Raw genomic sequence first — 21574 nt, 5'->3', positions numbered from 1 at the left:
TTTCAACCTCCCCAGAATGGTCGCAACAGACTTAGTGGAACGGCGACCCCGGCGGCAATGGCGGCGCCGATCAGCAGTGCTTCAATGCCTTTGGTCAGTCCGGAGAGATAGTCCCCGGCAATAATGTCCCGGATCGAATTGGTGATCGCCAGCCCGGGTACCAGGGTCATAATCGAACCGATAATAATGGTGTTCATATTGGTGGTCAGACCCAGTCCGGTGGCGGTAACCGCAACCGTGGAGGCAATGAGCCCGCCAACAATATTGGTAAAAAAAACATTGGCTTCAAAGCGTCCCATAATGTCCATTTGCAGTTTAATGCCAATACCAATCAAAAATCCGATTCCGCTATCGACCAGGCTGCCGCCAAAAAAGAGCGTGAACATCTGGGAAATAAAGGCGAAAGCCAGGACATGAAGATAATAAGGATAAGAAGGGATGGTATCGATACGCCGGATTTCTGCGATCAGGTCTTTGTAGTTGGTGGGTTCATAGCAGATCTGACGGGATAAATGATTAATTTCAGAGACCTTGGTCAAATCAATTTTACGGGTGTGAATTCGTCGGGTTCGGGTCAGGGGAACCTCCCCCTCCAGGGTAACCGAGAGTATGATGGTGGTGGGCACAACAAAAATTTCTGCTTCTTTGGCGCCCAGGGCAATACTGATCCGATGCATCGATTCCTCCACCCGGTAGGTTTCAGCACCATTGGAAAGAAGGATCACCCCCATTTCCATGGCCACATGACTGAGCTGGGTAATGGTCATTACAGTTCGTCCTGGATGGCATCAAGAATCCGGTGGGCAACCGCATCCTTGGACAAAAGTGGCAGGGCTTCGGTTTTTTCCAGGGTGATAATCGTCACCCGGTTGGTGGTGGTATTAAACCCGGCACCTTTTTCCTTTAAATTATTGGCCACCATCATATTCACATTTTTGAAATAAAGCTTTTCCTTGGTATTTTCAATCATATTTTCAGTTTCCATCGAAAAACCGCAGATAAATTGGTCGGGACGTTTCTTTTCACCAATAGTTTTTAAAATATCAATCGTCGGCGTCAGATGAATGACTGCCTTTCCATCGCGTTTTTTGATCTTTTCCGTGGCCACGTCGCTGGGTTTGAAATCAGCAACGGCAGCAGCCTTAATGACAATATCGGTGGTTTCAAAATGATCCATCACCTGGGAACACATGTCACTGGCGGAAACAACCGGAACAACATTGACAAAGGCCGGAGGTGTGATGGCGGTTTTGCCGGTGATCAGGGTCACATTGGCACCTCGCAGCATCGCCGCTTGGGCCAGGGCATAACCCATTTTTCCGCTGGAATGATTGGTGATGTAACGAACCGGATCGATGGCTTCACAGGTGGGACCGGCCGTGATTAAGATGTTTTTGCCTTTGAGATCATGAAAAAAGGCAATTTCCCGGAGAATGTGGTTGATCAGTAGTTCTTCATCGGGGAGTTTGCCAGCGCCGACATCTTTACAGGCCAGCATCCCGACCGCCGGATCGATGATCTGATAACCCAGTTTTTTAAGACTGTTCAGATTATTTTGAACAATCGGGTTTTCGTACATGGCGGTATTCATAGCTGGGGCAATCAGCTTGGGACAGTGACAAGCCATGATGGTGGTGGTGAGCATATCGTCAGCAATCCCGGCATTGATTTTTCCAATGACATTGGCTGAAGCGGGTGCCACCATAAAAAGATCGGCCCGTTTGGCCAGACTGATATGGGCCACATCATAACGGATATTGCGGTCAAAGGTGTCCACAATACACTTATTGCCGGTTAAGCTTTCAAAGACCAGGGGGGCGATAAATTCCTGGGCGTTTTTGGTCATGATGACTTGAACATCGCAGCCCATTTTAGCCAGACTGCTGGCCACACTGGCCATTTTATAAGCGGCGATGCTTCCGGTAATACCCAGAACAACGGTTTTATTTTTTAATAGATTTTTCATCGGCTTTCCTTTTCCAACTGTTTTCATTAATTTTCATAATCATTATACCAAACCCGGGGGCCAGAAGTAAATCCAGGATCAAAGTAAATTTTTATTGAAAATAAATAAAAAAGACGTTAAAATATAGATGCATTGTATCCGGCTTGACTGGAACGATAGCAGGAGGTAAAAATGAAAAATATCAAGACCAAGGATTTGGTCAAATTATCCTTTTTTGTGGCGATTATCGTTTTGTTGGCAGTTACCCCATTTCTTGGCTATATCCCGCTGGGATTCACCCGGGCGACCATCATTCATATTCCCGTCATTATTGGCAGCATTATGCTGGGGCCGTTTTATGGTGCTTTTCTGGGATTTGTTTTTGGACTGACCAGCCTGATCAATAATACCTTTAACCCGACGGTGACATCCTTTGTGTTCACGCCGTTTTATTCGCTGGGAACCTATTCCGGTAACTTCTGGAGTCTGGTGATCTGTTTTGTTCCCAGAATTTTAGTTGGTGTGGTTCCTCATTATGTCTACACAGGCATGAAAAAGATAAAAAACAACGATGTCTTGGCGCTGGGCTTTGCCGGGGTGGCCGGATCGCTGACCAACACCCTGCTGGTGATGAATTTTATTTATCTGTTTTTCGGACAGAGCTATGCTGAAGCCAAAAATGTGGCCGTGTCCACCTTATACGGTGTCATCCTTTCGGTTATCGCCATCAATGGTTTGCCGGAAGCGATTGTAGCGGGAATACTCACAGTCGCCATTTGTAAGGCGTTGTTGCGGTATACCGGAAAACCGGCGCTGCAATAAGTCTTGGTACATAAATTTTAAATTTGCAAAAAAACTGTTTTGGGTTTACTCCCCGGAGCAGTTTTTTTATTTAGTAAATCGGTTTTATTACTTTGCGATCCCGTAGAAAAAATATATAATGGGTATAAAATACCAGAAAGCCAAAAAGGAGTTGTGATGAAGAAGATTAACAAAGTTCTTGGTTGGGTATTGGTGTTAATGATGGTTACTGGCTGTTTTGGCACCACCGCCTTTGCCGCCACCGTCAACGACGATCAGACCATCACCCTTAAGATCATTCATACTAATGACACCCATTCCCGTTATAGTTACAGTGTTAAAAACAACACCATCGGTTATGCCAAGCTTAAAACCATCATCAATCAGGAAAAGCCCGATCTGGTGGTGGATGCCGGGGATATTTTTCATGGCCAGTCCTTTGCCACCATCGAAACCGGCGGTTCGATTGCCGAACTGATGGCAGCGGTGGGTTTTGATGCCATTGCACCCGGCAATCACGATTTTAATTATGGCAGCGCCCGGTTACTGGAGCTGGGCACCATGGCCAATACTAAAATTTTAGGCAACAATGTGACCTATAGCGAATCCGGCAAGCCCTTTTTTAGTGACGATTATCTAATTAAAGACATTGTTGTGGATGGTGAAGTCATCCGAATTGGTGTCTTTGGATTGATCAGCCCGGATATTTACTCCGATACGGCCCCGGCCAATGTGGCGGGGTTGACCTTTGGTACCCGGGAATCGGTGCTGGTCGCCGCTCAGCAATCGGTGGCGGCGCTGGAAGCCCAGAACTGCGATGTGATTGTTGCCCTGACCCATATCGGTGATTCGGATAATGGCACCTTAATGCGCAGTGATGCCATCGCCGAGGGCGCCCCGGGAATCGATGTGATTGTTGATGGTCATACCCATGATGTCGAAAACCGCGAAGTCAACGGCACCCTGATTGTTCAGACTGGCTGCTACTCCAGTGCCGTGGGTGAGGTTGAATTGACACTGAAAAAAGCAGTGGCGCTGGCGGGCCGGATCGAAGTTCCGGAAGCGGAGAATTGGGAAGTAGCACCAACCGAAACAGTAGCAGCCAGCGAAACCGCAGCGGATGACGAAATCACGGCAGAACTACCTGAACTGGAAGTGTCAGAAGAAATCCCAGCGGAAGCTGGATGGGAAGCAAGTGAGAGTGATGAAACCGACGTCGAAGGAATCCAAGTTTCAGATGAAGAACGTATCGAGTCGCCGACGCCAGAGATTCAACTTGATGCGACGGAAGTTACCTATACGGTTGTGAGTAAAACCGAAAACCTGACGACCGTTGCTCAGGCAACCGATGAGTTGATTCCCGCTGACCCAACGGTAACAGCCTTAACAGCAGCGATTGAAGCTCGGGAAGATCCCATCAAAAAACAGGTGGTTGGCAATACCCCGGTTAAACTGGGCGGTGCCACTGAGAATATCTGGCAGGATGTCCGGTTGGGCGAGCTAAACCTGGGTCGAGCTCTATCCGACAGTTATCGTTTTGTTACCGGCGCCGAAATTGCGGTGGAAAACGCCGGGGGAATCCGGGCTCAGATTCCGGCCGGGGAGATCAACAAGGGACAGGTGATCGACGTCCTGCCCTTTGGTAATTATCTGGTGACCAAACAGGTGACCGGCGCCGACATCAAAAAAATGCTGGAAACCAGCATCGAAATCGGTGTTAACAACCAGATTGCCAAAGACAAAAATGACAATTCCTGGCCCGGCAACAGCGGCAGCTATCTTCAATGGAGTGGCATCACCGCCGCCTATGATTTAACGAAACCAGCGGGCCAACGGGTGTATTCGGCCAAGGTCGGTGGAGTGGATTTGGACCCCAATCGCACCTACACCCTTGCCTGCAATAATTATCTGGCCACCAGCAAAGACTACCCGGGCTTACAGGCGGCAGCCATCATCAATGAGTATTCAGCCTGTGACGAAGCCTTTATCAACTATCTGCAGAACGCTGGTAACGACCGTTTTATGGCAGCTATTAACACACCTAATGTAACCGCCGGAGCCGCCCCGCAACCGGTACTCAATCCGCAGTCAGTGCAACCGGGCCAAAAGCAGTCGGCCAATAATCCCCGTACCGGCTATGGACAATGGGGCTGGGGACTTGTTTTAGGCAGGTGTGCGGAGCTTTGCTGCCTGTTTACATCAAAGAATTTTCACACTGTTCGGCCTACAGGCTGTGGTCTGTTCGCCCACACGTTACAAAATTGTTTATGAAAACAGACATCAAAGCAATCGAGTTTTTCGGTGTAAATTGCCGAATTGCTTTGATGTTCAATGAAGGGAGGTGCCATCGATCGACAAAAAATACAGCCTTCAGGAGCTGATGGCCCTGGCCATCGAGACCGCCAGGATCGGGGCCGAAAAAGGCGAGGTTCCAATCGGGGCAGTGCTGGTTTGCGATGGCAGGATCCTGGCCCGGGCCCATAACCGGAAAGAAAGTCTGGCCGACCCAACTGCCCACGCCGAAATGCTGGTGATCCGGTCCGGGGCCGAAAAACTGGGGCGCTGGCGGCTGGACGACTGTCAGCTCTATGTTACCGCCGAACCCTGTGTGATGTGTATGGGGGCCATTATTCAAGCCCGGATTCCGGTGCTGGTTTATGGTGCTGCCGAAAAGAAATTTGGCGGGGTCGAATCGACGGCCCGGCTGGGCCAACACCCGATGCTCCCCAAACAGATGGCAATCTACCCGGGTATCTGTGAACAAGAATGTGAAGAAATACTGAAAGATTTTTTCAAACAAAGGAGAAATGAAGATGAGTAGCAAATCAAAGGTGTATTTTACGACCTTACGGACAACGGGTTCTAATAATATTTTAAAAAAGCTGGAAAAACTGGTCACTGCTGCTGGCATGACCGAGATTGATTTTGAAAACAAATTTGCGGCCATAAAGATCCATCTCGGTGAACCGGGAAATCTGGCTTATCTGCGTCCCAATTATTCCAAAGTAATTGTTGACATGATTAGGGAAAAAGGTGGCAAGCCATTTCTCACCGACTGCAACACCCTTTACGTCGGCCGGCGAAAAGACGCTCTGGAGCACATGGATGCTGCTTATGAAAATGGCTATAATCCCTTTGTTACCGGATGTCATGTAATCATTGGCGATGGTTTAAAGGGCACCGATGATATTGAGGTGCCGCTTGCTGGCGGCGAATGTGTTACCAGTGCCAAAATCGGCCGGGCGATTATGGACGCCGATGTCTTTATCTCAATGACCCATTTCAAAGGCCATGAAAACACCGGCTTCGGCGGGGTCCTGAAGAACATCGGAATGGGCTGCGGTTCCAGGCGGGGTAAGATGGAAATGCATTCCAACAGCAAACCTTTTGTTAAAGAAAAGAAATGTCGCAGTTGCAAGATGTGTGGCAAAATCTGTGCCTTTGGGGCCATTTCCTATCGGGTCGAGGATGGCAAAGCCCGGATCAAGGATGAGCTCTGCGTTGGCTGCGGCCGCTGTATTGGGGTCTGTCCCTTTGATGCCATTTCGCCCAAATATGATGAAAGCAATGATGTCCTCAATAAAAAAATTGCTGAATATACCAAGGCGGTGGTGGATGGGCGCCCGCAATTCCACATCAGTTTTGTTATTGACGTGTCACCCAACTGCGATTGCCACGTTGAGAACGATCTGCCGATTATCCAGGATGTCGGCATTTTTGCCTCCCTCGATCCGGTGGCTTTGGATATGGCCTGTGCGGATGCCTGCAATAACGCCCGGATTCTCCGGGGCAGCTGCGCCGAAGAACGAATTGTTGAACATGAAGGGCATGATCTGTCCAATATGGATGTATTCACCCTGGTTCATCCGGATACCAACTGGAAGGTCTGTGTCGATCACGCTGTCAAGCTGGGGCTGGGCAATAAGGAATATGAAATCACCGAGGTTTAAGAGTTGGCTTTACAATGGTTCAAACTAGAAACCGATATCATGATTTAACAGATATTTTGTGATTGACAAAGGCAGAATAAATCGATATAATGATTCAAATACTTAAAGTAAGTAAAATAATAATCAAATAAAACAACTGCTATGACCAAGAGAAAGATACCAAGGATTGTATTGAAGAGAGTTGGAGGATGGTGTGATTCCAATAGTACAATGGTATGTAATACTCACTTGCGAGCTGCCAACCTGAACATTTACCCAATTAGTAGGGAAGGCCGTGATCCCGTCCGGGATGTCAACGTTAAATGACTATGGTTAGGTTCGCCTTGCGTTCAGACCAGAAGAGGAAATAGTTGTAAAGCTATTTTAAATTTAGAGTGGTACCGTGGATACTTATATCCGCCTCTGTTGTTATACAGAGGCGGATTTTTTTAGTTTACACAACTAACGTGAGTATATAATGGTCACATCAAGTGAATTTATATAATTAGAAAATTAAATTATTAAAGCATTTCAAGGAGGAAATTTAAAAAATGGCAAAATTATTTTACGATGCGGATTGTAATCTGGGGTTACTCGATGGAAAAACAGTTGCAATTATTGGATACGGAAGTCAGGGTCATGCTCATGCCCTGAACCTGAAAGAATCAGGGGTCAATGTCATTGTTGGTCTGTATGAAGGCAGCAAATCCTGGGCGATTGCTGAAGAAGCCGGTTTAAAAGTTATGACTGCCGCTGATGCCACCAAGGCCGCAGACATTATCATGATTCTGCTTCCTGATGAAAAACAGGCTGCCATCTATAAAGAAAGTATTTTACCAAACCTCGAAGCAGGCAACAGTCTGGTATTTGCTCATGGTTTCAATATTCACTATGGTCAAATTATTCCCCCAGCGGATGTGAATGTCTTTATGATTGCTCCCAAAGGACCAGGACATACCGTCAGAAGTCAATATCAGGAAGGCCGTGGGGTTCCCTGTCTGATTGCTGTTTACCAGGATCCATCCGGCAATACCCATGATCTGGGTCTGGCTTATGCTTCCGGAATCGGCGGTGGTCGGGCTGGTATCCTTGAAACAACCTTCAAAGAAGAAACTGAAACGGATCTTTTCGGTGAACAAGCTGTTCTTTGCGGCGGGGTTACTGCTTTAATGAAAGCTGGTTTTGAAACTTTAGTTGAAGCTGGATACCAACCAGAAAGCGCCTATTTTGAATGTGTTCATGAAATGAAACTGATCATCGATTTAGTTGTTCAGGGCGGACTGGGCTACATGCGTTATTCCATCAGTGATACCGCTGAATATGGTGATTACATCACGGGCAGCAAAATTATCACTGAAGAAACTAAAAAAGCCATGAAGGGTGTTCTTAATGACATTCAGGATGGTACCTTTGCCCGTAACTGGATCCTTGAAAACCAGGCCAACCGCCCATACTTCAACGCTGTAAGACGAATTGAAACAGAAACTCAGGTAGAAAAAGTTGGCGCAGAATTACGAACCATGATGTCCTGGATTAAAAAATAACAGACACAAAAAGGATAACCCAGTACCGACAATTGTTACATCATGTTGTACGCATCGGAGCGGACACGGCGTAGCCTGTCCGATTCCGTAGCGAACAACAGATTAACAATTGGTCGGTACGGTAGTTTATCGACAACCTCAAAGGCAGAAGTCCTTCTGCCTTTTTTTATAACAAAAAAACAAAATAATTAGGAGGAGATGCAATGAGCAGAATAGTAAAAATATTTGATACCACCCTTCGAGATGGGGAACAGTCACCGGGTTGCAGTATGAACCTGAAAGAAAAATTAGAGATGGCGAAACAGCTCGAACGCCTGAGAATTGACGTCATTGAAGCCGGGTTTGCCATTGCATCTCCTGGTGATTTTGAGTCGGTTCAACTGGTTGCCAATGAGATTAAAAATGCCACGGTGGCCAGCCTGGCCCGCAGTACCGAAAAAGATATCAGTACCGCCTATGAAGCCTTAAAAGGCGCAGTGAATCCCCGGATTCATTACTTTTTGGCAACCTCGGATATCCACATGGAATACAAGCTGCGGATGTCCCCGGAAGCGGTGCTGGAAAAGGCCATTGCCATGGCCAAATTTGCCCGTAACCTGTGTGGTGAGGTGGAGTTCTCGGCTGAAGATGCCTCCCGAACCCGGCCGGAATTCTTATACCGGGTGCTGGAAGGGGTTATCAATCAGGGGGTTACCATTGTCAATGTCCCGGATACGGTGGGTTATACGACTCCCGGTGAATATTTTAAATTTATCGAAGGCATTCGCAACAACGTTCCCAACATTGATAAGGCTACCATTTCTGTTCATGTCCATGACGATTTGGGGCTGGGGGTCGCCAATTCGCTGGCGGCCATTCAGGCTGGCGCCGGTCAGGTGGAATGTACCGTTAATGGCATCGGCGAACGGGCTGGTAATGCCGCCTTGGAAGAAATTGTCATGGCCCTCAAAACCCGTTATGATGTTTACCAGGTCGATACAAATATTGACACCACCCAGATCTACCGGTCCAGTCGCTTGTTATCCAAGTTAACTGGGGTTCGGGTTCAGCCCAATAAAGCGATTGTCGGCGAAAATGCTTTTGCTCATGAATCCGGCATTCACCAGCACGGGATGATGGCCAATAAAGAAACCTATGAAATTATGACACCGGAATCGATCGGTTTAAAAGAAAACAAAATGGTGCTGGGCAAACATTCTGGCAAGCATGCCTTTGTGGATAAGCTGACCTCACTGGGTTATAGCCTCAGCGAAGAGGAGATCCTGGATTTATTCAATCAGTTTAAGGTTCTGGCCGACAAGAAAAAAGTCATTTCCGACAAGGATATTTTGGCCCTGGTGGAACAAAAACAATTGGCAATACCCGAGGTTTATTCGCTGGACCGTTTTGTCATCAGCACAGGGAACACCATTTCCACTGCCGCCACCATCCGCTTGCGCAAAAATGGTGATCTGATTGAAGGTGTGTCCCTGGCGGATGGGCCAATCAGTGCCGGATTTAAAGCCATTAGCGAATTGGTTGACTGTGAATTGACCCTGATTGATTATGGGGTGACGGCGGTTACTGACGGAACCGATGCCCAAGGTGAAGCCCAGGTCAAAATATCCGATGGCACTCATGTCTACCATGGCCGGGGGCTCAGCACCGACATTATCGATGCCAGTCTGAAAGCTTATGTTGACGCCGTGAACCAGATGCTTTATATCAAAGAGAGTCAAGGTCAGGAAGAATTCGGTTCAAAACTGTGATAAGGGGGAATTGGCATGTCAGAAAAAATATTAGTCTTTGATTCAACGCTGCGAGATGGAGCCCAGGCCGAAGGAATTTCCTTTTCGGTGGAAGATAAAATCCGGGTCGTCGAAACCCTGGACAAAATGGGGATTGATTACATTGAAGCCGGAAATCCTGGCTCCAATCCTAAAGATATTGAGTTTTTCAATCGCATCAAGGGGATCCACCTTAATCATGCCAAACTGGTGGCCTTTGGCAGCACCCGGCGGGGCGGCATTGCCGTTGAAGATGATGCCAACTTAAAAGCCATTTTGGAAACTGAAACCCCGGGGGTAGCCATCTTTGGAAAAAGTTGGACCTTCCACATCACCGACATCATCAAAACCACCCTGGCTGAAAACCTCAAAATGATCGAAGAAACCATGGCCTATTTAAAGGCTCAGGGAAAAGATGTGACGTTTGATGCCGAGCACTTCTTTGACGGTTATAAAAATGATCCGGCTTATGCCATCGAAGCCCTGCTGGCCGCTCAGGAAGGGGGAGCTGATTGTTTGGCTCTTTGTGATACTAACGGCGGCACCCTGCCTTATGAAATTCAGGAAATCGTCACCACTGTCCGCCAGAAAATGCGGATTCCCTTAGGCATTCATTGCCATAACGACAGTGGGCTGGCGGTGGCCAATTCATTGATGGCCGTTCATGCTGGCGCCCGTCAGGTTCAGGGAACCTTCCTGGGCTATGGTGAACGCTGCGGCAATGCCAATTTGGCCACCATTATTCCGAATCTGCAGTTAAAAATGGGTTTCCATTGTCTGGCTGATGCGGAACTGCAAAAATTGACCTCCTCGGCCATCCGGATCGCCGAAATTTCCAATTACGCCCTTACTGGTCGGGAGCCCTTTGTCGGAAAGTCAGCCTTTGCCCACAAGGGTGGCATGCACATCGACGCTGTTATGAAAAATCCGGCCTCCTTTGAACATGTTTCGCCAGAAGCAGTCGGCAACGAACGGCGGATTCTGATGTCCGAAGTTTCTGGCCGTAGCACCATTATCCAGCTGATCAACGAGGTTGACCCCAGCCTGACCAAGAAGTCCGACGAAACCACCCGGGTGATGGATCGCATCAAAGAGCTGGAATACCAGGGCTATCAGTTTGAAGGGGCCGAAAGCAGCGTCAAACTGCTGATCCGCAAAGAGCTGGGTCTGCACAAGCCATTTTTCACCCTGGAAGATTTCAAAACCATTGGTGAACAAACTCATACCAAAGAAGCTCTTAGTTCCTCCGCCGTGGTTAAAATCAACGTCGACGGTCAATCAGAGATCAATGCTGCCGAGGGGGATGGCCCGGTTAATGCCCTGGATAAGGCGCTGAGAAAAGCGCTGGAAGTCTTTTACCCCAAAATCAGCGAGGTGCGCCTGACCGACTTTAAGGTCCGAGTCATTGATTCCAAATCGGCTACGGCCTCCAAGGTTCGGGTGCTGATTGAAAGCTCTGATGGCATCGACATCTGGACCAATGTCGGGGTGTCCACCGATATCATCGAAGCCAGCCTCATTGCCCTGATTGATTCCATTGAATATAAGCTACTTAGCGATGAAGAACGGGAAAATAAATAAATTAAACGATCATCTAAATTACAAAATTATTTTGCAAAACGAGGAGAACAAATGAATTATAAAATAGCCGTGATTCCCGGAGACGGAATCGGACCTGAAATTGTCGGAGCCAGCATCAAAGTTTTAGATAAAATTGCTGAAAAATTCAACCATACCTTTAATTATACCGAAGTATTAGCTGGCGGAGCCGCCATCGATGCTTGTGACAACCCATTACCCCAGGAAACCGTGGACATTTGTCTGGCCAGTGACGCCGTGCTGTTGGGTGCCCTGGGTGGGCCAAAATGGGACAATCTGCCGGGTGATAAACGACCGGAAGCTGGTCTGCTGGGTCTGCGAAAAAGTCTGGGCCTGTATGCCAATCTGCGACCAGCCATTCTTTATGAAGAATTAAAGGCGGCTTGTCCGCTGAAACCGGAAATTATCGGTGACGGCCTGGATATTATGGTGGTTCGGGAGTTGACCGGTGATGTCTATTTCGGTGAAAAAGGCCGGGACGGTGATGAAGCAGCCTGGGATATTATGAAATACAGTCGGCCAGAAGTGCTGCGGATTGCCAAAAAAGCCTTTGAAATTGCTATGAAGCGTGGGAAAAAAGTGACCAATGTCGATAAAGCCAACGTTCTGGAAGTTTCCCGCTTCTGGCGCAGTTGTGTTGAAGAAGTGGCCAAAGACTACCCGGAGGTCGAACTGAACCATTTGTATGTGGATAACGCCGCCATGCAGCTGGTCATTAACCCCAAACAGTTTGACGTGATTGTGACCGGTAACCTGTTTGGTGATATTTTATCCGACGAAGCCAGCATGATCACCGGGTCCATCGGGATGCTGCCATCTGCCAGCATGGCTGAAGGCAAGTTTGGTATGTTTGAACCGATTCATGGCTCGGCTCCCGATATTGCCAACCAGAATAAAGCAAATCCGATTGCCACCATCGTCTCGGTAGCGATGATGCTGCGCTATTCTCTGGATCTGACGGCGGAAGCCGATGCCATTGAAGCCGCCGTTCAAAAAACCCTGGCTCAGGGCTACCGCACCGGTGATATCTTCAGTGAAGGCATGACCCTGGTTGGCACCGTTGAAATGGGCCAGAAAATAATCGAAAACCTTTAGAAATTTCTGAACGAACATAAATTTCGGTTTGTAGTGGCGGTTGTCAACCGCCTGCCGCCCCGGTAATTCAAATCAAAAAATATTTATTTTGTAGGGGCGAGGGTCTGACCCCTTGGTCATCCGTGATCGCCCGCACCCTCAATTCGAGTTATTAGAAAATATCAAAACCACAACAGAAAGGATATCAAATGAAAAGTGATCGTGTAAAAAAAGGCGTCGAAACAACGCCACAACGTTCTTTATTCAAAGCTATGGGTTATATTGACGAAGAACTGGAGCAACCTTTAATCGGGGTGGTCAATTCCTTTAATGAAATTATTCCCGGCCATATCCATTTAAATACCATCACCAAAGCCGTCAAGGAAGGTGTTCGCATGGCCGGGGGAACCCCCATTGAATTCCCGGCTATCGGTGTTTGCGACGGCATCGCCATGGGTCATGTCGGAATGAAATATTCGCTGGCGTCCCGGGAACTGATTGCTGATTCCATTGAAATCATGGCCACCGCTCATTCCCTTGATGCGCTGGTTTTGATTCCCAACTGCGATAAGGTGGTTCCTGGTATGCTGATGGCGGCCGCCCGGCTCAATATTCCCGCCGTGTTTGTCAGTGGTGGGCCAATGCTCACCGGTAAAGCGGTGGGTCAGAAAGACACCGATTTAAATACCGCCTTCGAAGCGGTGGGCGCTTTTAATGCTGGCAAAATTGATGAAACTGAGCTTAAATCGTTTGAAGATTCGGTTTGCCCGGGTTGCGGCTCCTGCTCCGGAATGTTTACCGCCAACAGCATGAACTGCCTGACCGAGGTGTTGGGCATGGGTCTGCCTGGCAACGGCACCATTCCCGCGGTATTTGCGGAACGGGTGCGACTGGCCAAAAAAGCCGGGATTCAGGTCATGGAAATGTGGAAACGGGATATCAAACCTCGGGACATCATGACCGATGCCAACTTCAGAAATGCTCTGGCCTGTGATATGGCCCTGGGCTGTTCCACCAATAGTATCTTGCATTTACCAGCCATTGCCAATGAAGCCGGGGTCTGTATCGACCTGCAGGAAGTCAACGAGATTTCCGCCAAAACCCCCCACCTGTGCAAACTGGCCCCGGCCGGAAATCACCATCTGGAAGATCTATACTTTGCCGGTGGGATTCAGGCGGTTATGAAAACGCTGGCCGATGCCGATCTGATCGATACCAGTTTAATGACGGTGACCGGCAATACCATTGCTGAAAACCTGACCGGTGTCTACAATAAAAACCCGGAAGTCATCCGTCCACTGACCAAGCCTTACAGCCCCACCGGTGGACTGGCGGTGCTCTTTGGCAACCTGGCCCCCGACGGTGGCGTGGTCAAACAGGGGGCCGTGGCTCCGGAAATGTTAAAACACGAAGGCCCAGCCCGGGTGTTTAACTCCGAAGAAGAAGCGACTGCTGCCATCAAGGCCGGCAAAATTGTGGCTGGTGACGTGGTGGTGATCCGTTATGAAGGCCCCAAAGGCGGCCCGGGAATGCGGGAAATGCTGTTCCCAACCTCGGCCATTGCCGGGATGGGACTGGATAAGGATGTCGCTTTAATCACTGATGGTCGTTTCTCGGGTGCCACCCGGGGCGCCTGCATCGGTCATGTCTCGCCGGAAGCGGCGGCGGGTGGCACCATCGGTTTAATTGAAGAAGGCGACATCATTGCCATTGATATTGTCAATCGTTCTCTGGCCGTTAAGGTCGACGATGCCGTTCTGGCTCAGCGTAAAGCCGCCTGGGTACCGCTGGAGCCCAAGATCAAAACGGGCTATCTGTCCCGCTACGCCCGACTGGTAACCTCCGCCTCCACCGGCGCCGTCTTTGAAAAATAAAAAAATACAAAAACTGATAATAAACAAACCTGAATTCTGGTTCGTAGGGGCGAGGGTCTGACCCCTTGGTCATCCGTGATCGCCCGCAAACGACCTGATAAGCTAACCAATCTCAACCAAAACAGAAAGGAAGTGAAGATTTGAATAACAAAGAATTATTATTAGGGTCGGAAATCACCGTCCGCTGTCTGGAAGAACAGGGCATCAAACATGTCTTTTCATTCCCCGGCGGGGTGGTCATTCCATTATTTGATGCCTTCTACCGACTCGACCATGATATTACCGAAATTGGCCCCTGTCATGAACAAAATGGGGTTCATGCCGCCGACGGCTATGCCCGAACCAGTGATACGGTGGGGGTCGCCATTACCACCTCCGGCCCCGGCGCAACCAATGCCATCACCGGAATTGCCAATGCCTATCTGGACTCGGTGCCCCTGGTTGTCATCACCGGGCAGGTGGCTTCGCCTTTGCTGGGCAAGGATTCCTTCCAGGAAATTGACATCACCAGCGTGACCATGCAGATTACCAAGCATAATTATCTGGTTACCAAGGTAGAAGACCTGGCCGACACCATCCGGGAGGCCTTTGTCATCGCCCAATCGGGACGGCCCGGCCCGGTTGTAATCGATATTCCCAAGGACATCTTCCTGGCTAAAACCGAATACCAGAAAATGTTTATCCCCAAGCTGCGCCAGATCTATCCGGACATCAAGGAATCAAAAATCTTAGAAGCGGTAACCGCCATTAACAAGGCCCAGCGACCAATGATCTATGCCGGTGGCGGGGTGCTTAAATCCAAGGCCCAGGTCGAACTGCTGGCCTTTGCCGAAAAATCCGGCATTCCGGTGGCCAACTCGCTGATGGGCCTGGGGGGCATTCCCCGGGATCACGAGCTGTCGATGGGTATGGTGGGGATGCACGGCTTTCAGGAAACCAATCTGGCGGTCATCAATTCCGATCTGCTGATCGCCATCGGCGCCCGTTTCAGCGATCGGGTCACTGGTAACTGCGATGCCTTTGTCCGCAATAAAACGATCATCCACATCGATGTGGATCCCACTGAGTTTGCCAAAAATATTCCGGCCGAAATTCAGATTCAGGGCAATATCAAAGATGTGCTGCCACTATTGACCAAAGACATTGAAGAAAAGACCTATCCGGAGTGGTATAAAAGAATTAAAGAATGGGTTATCCCCTGTGCCGAAAAAGGGGATTACCACCCCAAGAATATTCTTAACACCATCAACGCCGCCTACCCGGAAGCCTTTGTGGTCACCGAGGTGGGCCAGCATCAGATGTGGGTGGGCCAATACTGGAACGTCAAGCGTCCGGCTCAGTTTATTACCTCCGGCGGTTTAGGCACCATGGGCTATGGCCTGGGGGCATCCATCGGCGTTAAACTGGCCAATCCCGATGCCGATGTACTGCTGGTGGCTGGTGACGGCAGTTTCCGGATGAACTGTCAGGAGCTGATCACCGTCAGCAAGTATAAGATTCCCTTAAAAATCTTCCTGTTTGACAACGAATCATTAGGGATGGTCCGGCAATGGCAGAAGCTCTTTAGCGACAAACGCTATGCCCAAACCGACATCGTTCAATGTACCGACTACATCATGCTGGCCGCTGCCAGTGGGATTCCCGGCTACAAAGTCACCAACATGGACGAACTGAATCAGACACTGGAAGCAATCAAAGATCAACCGGGCCCCTTACTGGTCCACGTCAAGATCTCCAACGAAGAAGGGGTTTACCCGATTGTCCCGGCCGGTTGTGCCATTGACGAGATTTATTACGAATAGATTACTTGCAAACAATAAAAAACAAAAGAAGAAACTTTGCCGATGGAGTAGCGACTCTTAAGCAAAGTTTCTTCTTTTTGTAGTTGCGAATAAGAAATCAATACAGATAATAAATATTAGTTATTATTAAATTGCAATAGTATTTCAATAATAAAAATTGTATAATAATGATTGAATAATAATGATTGAATAATAAGTATAGTGTTTTTTATTAACTGACACGGCGGTGCAGTGAAGCAAAAAAATGAGTTTATTTTGAAAGGAGCGAAAATCTGTTTCAACTACGAAAAAATTAACACTGACTAAAATTAAAACCCACGAATGCATCAGCAAATATTTATTAATACTTCAACAAAGGAGCGAAGCAAAATGAAATGGATTTATGATATGAAGATCACCCGGAAACTGGTAAGCAGTTTTATATTGGTGGCGCTGGTGGCAGGGATTGTCGGATTAATAGGTGTGCTTAATCTAAATAAAATTAATGCATCCTACATTGATTCCTACAATAATGTGACCACTGCGCATATGAGTACTGGAAACTTACTTTCAAGTCTGGAAAAAATGAGATATCAATTAGTGGATATGGTTTTAGAATCCGACCCAGCTGAAATTAAAAAAGATGCTGAAGAGATTGCAGCTGATAAAGAAGTGATCAGCTCATCAATGGATCAATTTGAATAGACCATTGTAAAAGAAGAAGTGCGGGTCGAGTTTGCCAAGCTAAAAGAAACCATTGCCGAAGCTGAAAAACAGATTGATACGGCAGCCGGTCTGGCAGCAGAAAACAAAGATGCAGAAGCCTTGGCAATGCTTGATGAAACGGGATCACTGACAGCATCTTTTGAAGCTGCGACCACAGAAATGGGTGAGCTTATCAAAATGAAGGTTGATTCCGGAGAAGCCCAAATCAGTGAAAATACGGGCGACACCACTGCGGCAGTTACCCTTATGTCGGTTATCACAATTTTAGGGATGATCGTTGCCATTGCGCTGGGAATATTTTTAAGTAAGATTATCGGAAAACCCATCCAAAAGGTTTCTGAAGGTCTAAAAGAGATGAATCAGGGCCATTTTATGATCCGACTTAAGATGGATCGAAAAGATGAAGTCGGCGAAATGGCAGATGCATTGGATACTTTTTCAGATAGCATTCAAACAGTGATTGTCGGTACATTAAACGATGTATCAGCTGGGGATGTCAGTGCCAACATTGTACCTCGGGATGACTAGGATGAATTGGCACCGGCACTTAAACAGATTATTAAAACCATTCGGGCGCTGATTGAAGAAGCAAATAGGCTGTCGGCTGCTGCTGTGGAAGGAAGACTGAACACCAGAGGCGATACATCGGCTTTTACCGGTGGATATAGAGAAATCGTTGAAGGCGTAAATGCGACGCTGGATGCGGTGGTCGGGCCGCTGAATGTCGCTGCTGACTATGTGGAGCAGATCAGTCGGGGAATTATTCCGCCAAAAATTACGGATAACTACAATGGTGATTTTAATATCATAAAAAACAATTTAAACACCTGTATTGAGGGTTTAAGTGCATTATCGGAAGGTAAACGGATTCTTGAAAAGATGAGCGTTAATGATTATTCCGAAGAAATGACCGGTCAGTATCTGGGAATTTACGCCGATATTGCAAAAGCCATCAATGCGGTGCATGAGCGTCTGATTCGGGTGGTTAATGTTGCTACGCATATTGCGGCCGGAGATATGAGTGATCTGGAAACATTGATGCAGATCGGCAAGCGAAGCGAAAATGATACGCTAAACCCCAGCCTGATTGCGATGATTAAAAACATTTTAAACCTGGTTCAGGAAACGGAAGGCATGGCCAGTATTGCCGTTGAAGGTGATTTGGCAAATCGGGGTGATGCCTCTAAATTCCAGGGTGAATTTGCCAAGGTCATCGATGGCTTTAATCAGACATTGGATGCCATCATACAGCCACTGACTGAAGCAGCAGAGATTCTGGATTTGTTATCCACCGGAAATCTGAAAATTACAATGGCTGGTGAATACAAAGGCGACCATGCCAAGATCAAGAATGCTTTAAACAATACGATCGTCTTCTTAAAACGCTATGTCGACGAAATTTCAGAAACTCTGGAAGCCATGGGACAGGGTAGCTTAAATCAGGAAATTACAAGCGAGTATCTGGGCGATTTCCTGCCGATCAAGATCTCCCTCAATGCGATTAATGACAAACTCAGCCAGACCATGCAGGAGATCAATGATGCCGCTGGACAGGTGGAAATGGGGGCCAGACAGATTTCGGATGGTGGTCAGAATCTGTCGCAGGGAACCACGGAACAGGCCAGCGCGATCCAGGAATTAGCGGCATCGATTGAAGAAGTCGCCGGAGAAACTAAGCGAAATGCCATGAATGCCAATCAGGCCAATGAATTGGCCGTAAGAGTCCGAAAAAATGCCGAAGTGGGAAATGATCAGATGGAAAAAATGGTTACCGCCATGGATGAAATCAGTGATTCCTCCAATAATATTTCAAAAATCATCAAGGTCATTGATGACATTGCTTTCCAGACAAATATTCTGGCCTTGAATGCTGCTGTGGAAGCAGCCCGGGCAGGACAGCATGGCAAAGGCTTTGCAGTAGTGGCAGAAGAAGTTAGAACGCTGGCGGCCAGAAGTGCGGAGGCTGCAAAAGAAACCACGGGTCTGATTGAAGGCTCCATCGACAAAGTGGAAGTAGGCACCCGGATTGCCGATGAAACAGCTGAAAGTCTCAAAGAAATACTGAATGAAATTGAGCAGGTAACCAGTCTTGTAGGTAACATTGCCCAGGCATCCAATGATCAGGCATCGGAAATAGCGCAGATTACCAAGGGCATTGAACAGGTTTCCCAGGTGGTGCAAACAAATTCGGCCACGGCTGAAGAAAGTGCTGCAGCCAGTGAAGAATTATCAGGTCAGGCTGAAATGCTCAAACAAATGGTTGGCGCCTTTGAATTAAAACGTATTGGCCAGACGCAAAAAATACAAACTCGATTGGAGGAAAAAAAGGCGGTCAAAATCGAAGCAGATCTTTCCTTTGAACCCCAAATTGTGCTGGATGACAACGACAAATATTAAAAGACAGAATAATTGGTGATCAGCCTGATATTGATAAGAAACAGAGGGAATTATTAGAAAAACCAGGAACAGCTAACAACAAAGCCTTGCCGATGCAGTCAAACAGGATTGATCGGCAGGGCATTTTTAATAGATTGAGCTGATAAATAGGATGATAGTTGTTGCCGGTGGTAAAAATTTTGACACATCATGCGCTACAGGTTGTCTAGCCAAATTCGCTGTGTTAAAATATAAAAATAGTGCATAAAAAAACGATTCTGTTGTTTTACAGCCTAAGTAAACGATAGCCAAGTAAGAAGGTGATAAGGTGCTATTACAAAAAGAACGGCAAGATGTGGTGAAGTATTGCCGCAAGATGATTACGGCCGGATTAACCAAAGGAACCGGTGGCAACATCAGTATTTTAAGTCGGGAAAGGGGCCTGATGGCAGTCAGCCCCAGTGGCATCGATTATTTTGAAACCACTGAAGGAGATGTGGTGGTGATGGATCTCGATGGGAATATTGTTGATGGCAAGCGAAAGCCCTCCAGTGAATATGAACTGCACCGGATTTTTTATGTCAGGCGGGATGATATTGCAGCAGTGGTTCACACGCATTCGGTTTATTCCACCGTCCTGGCAACCCTGCGCCAGCCGCTACCGGCATCCAGTTATCTGGTGGCCTATTCAGGCTTGGATGTGCGCTGCGCCGATTATGCCTCCTTTGGCACCCGGGAACTGGCAGAAAAAACTTTTGAGGCGATGCAGGATCGCTTTGCGGTGTTAATGGCCAACCATGGTTTATTGACGGGCAGCAAAGATATTCTCAATGCCTTTAACATTGCCGAACAAATTGAGCATTGCGCCGAGGTTTATGTAAAAGCCCGGGCCATTGGCACCCCGGTGATTCTGGATGAGGATGAAATGGCAAGGATGGTCGTCAAGTTTGGTAGTTTCTACGGTCAGAAAATGTCCCGTGATGAACCAGATGAAAAAGATGAGTGAGGAATCGATGGAAAAAAGCAAGAATTTGACACGTCTGAAAAAAAATTACCTGGAAAAGAAAAAAACGGCGACAGAAAATAAAATGGTTTCGGGGTTTAAAATTGCGATTTGCGTAATCCTTTTCATAACTGTTATTTTTCTCCAGGTGCGGCTTTCAGCTTTAAGCAATATTGCTGGGGTTATTGCACAAATTCAAGTGATCGTGTCGGTCTATCTGGTGGTTGCGGTACGGGATAAAGGCTATCAGATTGCGGTGGCAATAAATATTTTGGCGTCATTGCTGGTGCTTTTCGGGGTGGTTATCGGTCAGAGTAATCTGGAGGCACTCCCGGGGGTGGTGGTGCCGCTGTGTACCATTATTACAATCAGTATTATTTCTTTTTATGAGCATAGTTTTAATACCAAGTTAAGTGAAATAACCGAACAGAAGAAGGAACTCAGCGCCCTATATGATGAATTGGCCAGTTCGGAAAAAGAATTCTTACAACAGAATGTTAAGTTGAAGGAACTGAACCGCAAAATGAAACAGCGGGAGGTGCGGCTCAATTATCTGGCCTTTACCGATGTCTTAACCGGACTGCCTAACCGTGAGATGATTATTGGTAAGCTGGATGCTCTGGTTGACCGCCATCAGGAAGAAGCGGCACAGTTTGCAGTGGTGTTTATCGATCTGGATAATTTTAAAAAAATTAACGATTATAAAGGCCATTATATTGGGGACTTGCTACTAAAAGCCATTGCCGATAAAATGAAGAAGATTATTTATCAGGAGGATATGCTGGGACGTCTGGGGGGCGATGAATTTACGCTGATTATTCAACGTGATCTCACTGAAAGAGAAATTTTAGAATATGTGGAAAAAATTCGCTCTGCACTGCTGGAGACCTTTGAAATTGAAAACATGGAATTAAATATCAGTGCCAGCTTCGGGATAGCACTTTGCCCCCGGGATGGAATCACCACGGCAGAACTGCTGAACTATTCGGATAGTGCCATGTACAAGGCCAAAGAATTTGGCAAAAATCGAGTACAATTCAGCACCGAACAGCTGTAGCCGTGGTGGTACTAATTTTAAAACTGATGGATGCGATTGCGAGTTTGGGTAAATTTAGGGTATAATGACTCTAATCGTGTCATTGGCGACTGGTAACAA

14 protein-coding genes and 1 pseudogene are annotated in these 21574 nt (G+C 47.4%); 13 read left to right on the top strand and 2 right to left on the bottom strand.

Annotated elements, in window-relative coordinates:
- Positions 1-2: 2 nt before the first annotated feature.
- Together BI182_RS08890 and coaBC are read right to left on the bottom strand one after the other, a co-directional pair.
- Positions 3-767, bottom strand: a complete 765-nt coding sequence (locus BI182_RS08890; protein WP_286807103.1) for a threonine/serine exporter family protein — start codon at positions 765-767, stop codon at positions 3-5.
- Positions 767-1966 carry a bifunctional phosphopantothenoylcysteine decarboxylase/phosphopantothenate--cysteine ligase CoaBC gene (gene coaBC / locus BI182_RS08885; protein WP_286807099.1) on the bottom strand — a complete coding sequence of 400 codons (1200 nt, stop codon included), beginning with the start codon at positions 1964-1966 and terminating at the stop codon, positions 767-769. The genes BI182_RS08890 and coaBC overlap by 1 nt, the downstream gene beginning before the upstream one ends.
- Before the next feature lie 171 nt (positions 1967-2137).
- Between coaBC and BI182_RS08880 the strand changes: the two genes are divergently transcribed.
- From BI182_RS08880 to BI182_RS08815, 13 genes and pseudogenes are all read left to right on the top strand, one after another.
- On the top strand, positions 2138-2767 hold the full coding sequence (locus BI182_RS08880) for an ECF transporter S component (RefSeq protein WP_070370557.1): 630 nt from the start codon (positions 2138-2140) through the stop codon (positions 2765-2767).
- A gap of 156 nt (positions 2768-2923) precedes the next feature.
- Positions 2924-5017: a bifunctional metallophosphatase/5'-nucleotidase gene (locus BI182_RS08875; protein WP_286807096.1), complete on the top strand. Its 2094-nt coding sequence runs from the start codon at positions 2924-2926 to the stop codon at positions 5015-5017.
- 70 nt (positions 5018-5087) lie between these two features.
- Positions 5088-5567 carry a nucleoside deaminase gene (locus BI182_RS08870; RefSeq protein ID WP_286807095.1) on the top strand — a complete coding sequence of 160 codons (480 nt, stop codon included), beginning with the start codon at positions 5088-5090 and terminating at the stop codon, positions 5565-5567.
- Positions 5560-6696 carry a DUF362 domain-containing protein gene (locus BI182_RS08865; protein ID WP_148638692.1) on the top strand — a complete coding sequence of 379 codons (1137 nt, stop codon included), beginning with the start codon at positions 5560-5562 and terminating at the stop codon, positions 6694-6696. The genes BI182_RS08870 and BI182_RS08865 overlap by 8 nt, the downstream gene beginning before the upstream one ends.
- Positions 6697-7226: 530 nt before the next feature.
- Positions 7227-8219, top strand: coding sequence for a ketol-acid reductoisomerase (ilvC, locus tag BI182_RS08860; RefSeq protein ID WP_070370560.1), 993 nt, complete (start codon positions 7227-7229; stop codon positions 8217-8219).
- Between the two features lie 203 nt (positions 8220-8422).
- Positions 8423-9967 (top strand): 2-isopropylmalate synthase, encoded by a 1545-nt coding sequence (locus BI182_RS08855; protein ID WP_228882889.1) that lies wholly within the window; start codon positions 8423-8425, stop codon positions 9965-9967.
- 15 nt (positions 9968-9982) lie between these two features.
- Entirely contained in the window at positions 9983-11566 is a 1584-nt protein-coding gene (gene cimA / locus BI182_RS08850) for a citramalate synthase (protein WP_228882892.1), read from the top strand.
- 51 nt (positions 11567-11617) lie between these two features.
- The gene (leuB, locus tag BI182_RS08845) at positions 11618-12679 is read left to right on the top strand and encodes a 3-isopropylmalate dehydrogenase (protein WP_286807082.1); all 1062 of its coding nucleotides are present in this window, start codon (positions 11618-11620) and stop codon (positions 12677-12679) included.
- Between the two features lie 188 nt (positions 12680-12867).
- Complete coding sequence (gene ilvD, locus BI182_RS08840; protein ID WP_286807077.1) at positions 12868-14532, top strand: dihydroxy-acid dehydratase; 1665 nt, start codon at positions 12868-12870, stop codon at positions 14530-14532.
- Between the two features lie 140 nt (positions 14533-14672).
- A complete protein-coding gene (ilvB, locus tag BI182_RS08835; RefSeq protein WP_148638687.1) occupies positions 14673-16334 on the top strand; it encodes a biosynthetic-type acetolactate synthase large subunit in 1662 nt (553 codons plus the stop codon).
- Between the two features lie 369 nt (positions 16335-16703).
- Positions 16704-19436, top strand: a pseudogene (locus tag BI182_RS08825) (methyl-accepting chemotaxis protein).
- A 307-nt stretch (positions 19437-19743) separates the two neighbouring features.
- Positions 19744-20421 (top strand): L-fuculose-phosphate aldolase, encoded by a 678-nt coding sequence (locus tag BI182_RS08820; RefSeq protein ID WP_070372802.1) that lies wholly within the window; start codon positions 19744-19746, stop codon positions 20419-20421.
- 7 nt (positions 20422-20428) lie between these two features.
- Entirely contained in the window at positions 20429-21475 is a 1047-nt protein-coding gene (locus BI182_RS08815) for a GGDEF domain-containing protein (protein WP_286807058.1), read from the top strand.
- Positions 21476-21574 lie beyond the last annotated feature (99 nt).

This window comes from Acetobacterium sp. MES1 (assembly GCF_002237635.1).
GTDB lineage: Bacteria > Bacillota > Clostridia > Eubacteriales > Eubacteriaceae > Acetobacterium > Acetobacterium wieringae.
The sequence above is the reverse complement of the archived record's forward strand: the minus strand, read 5'-3'. Positions and strand labels throughout refer to the sequence as shown.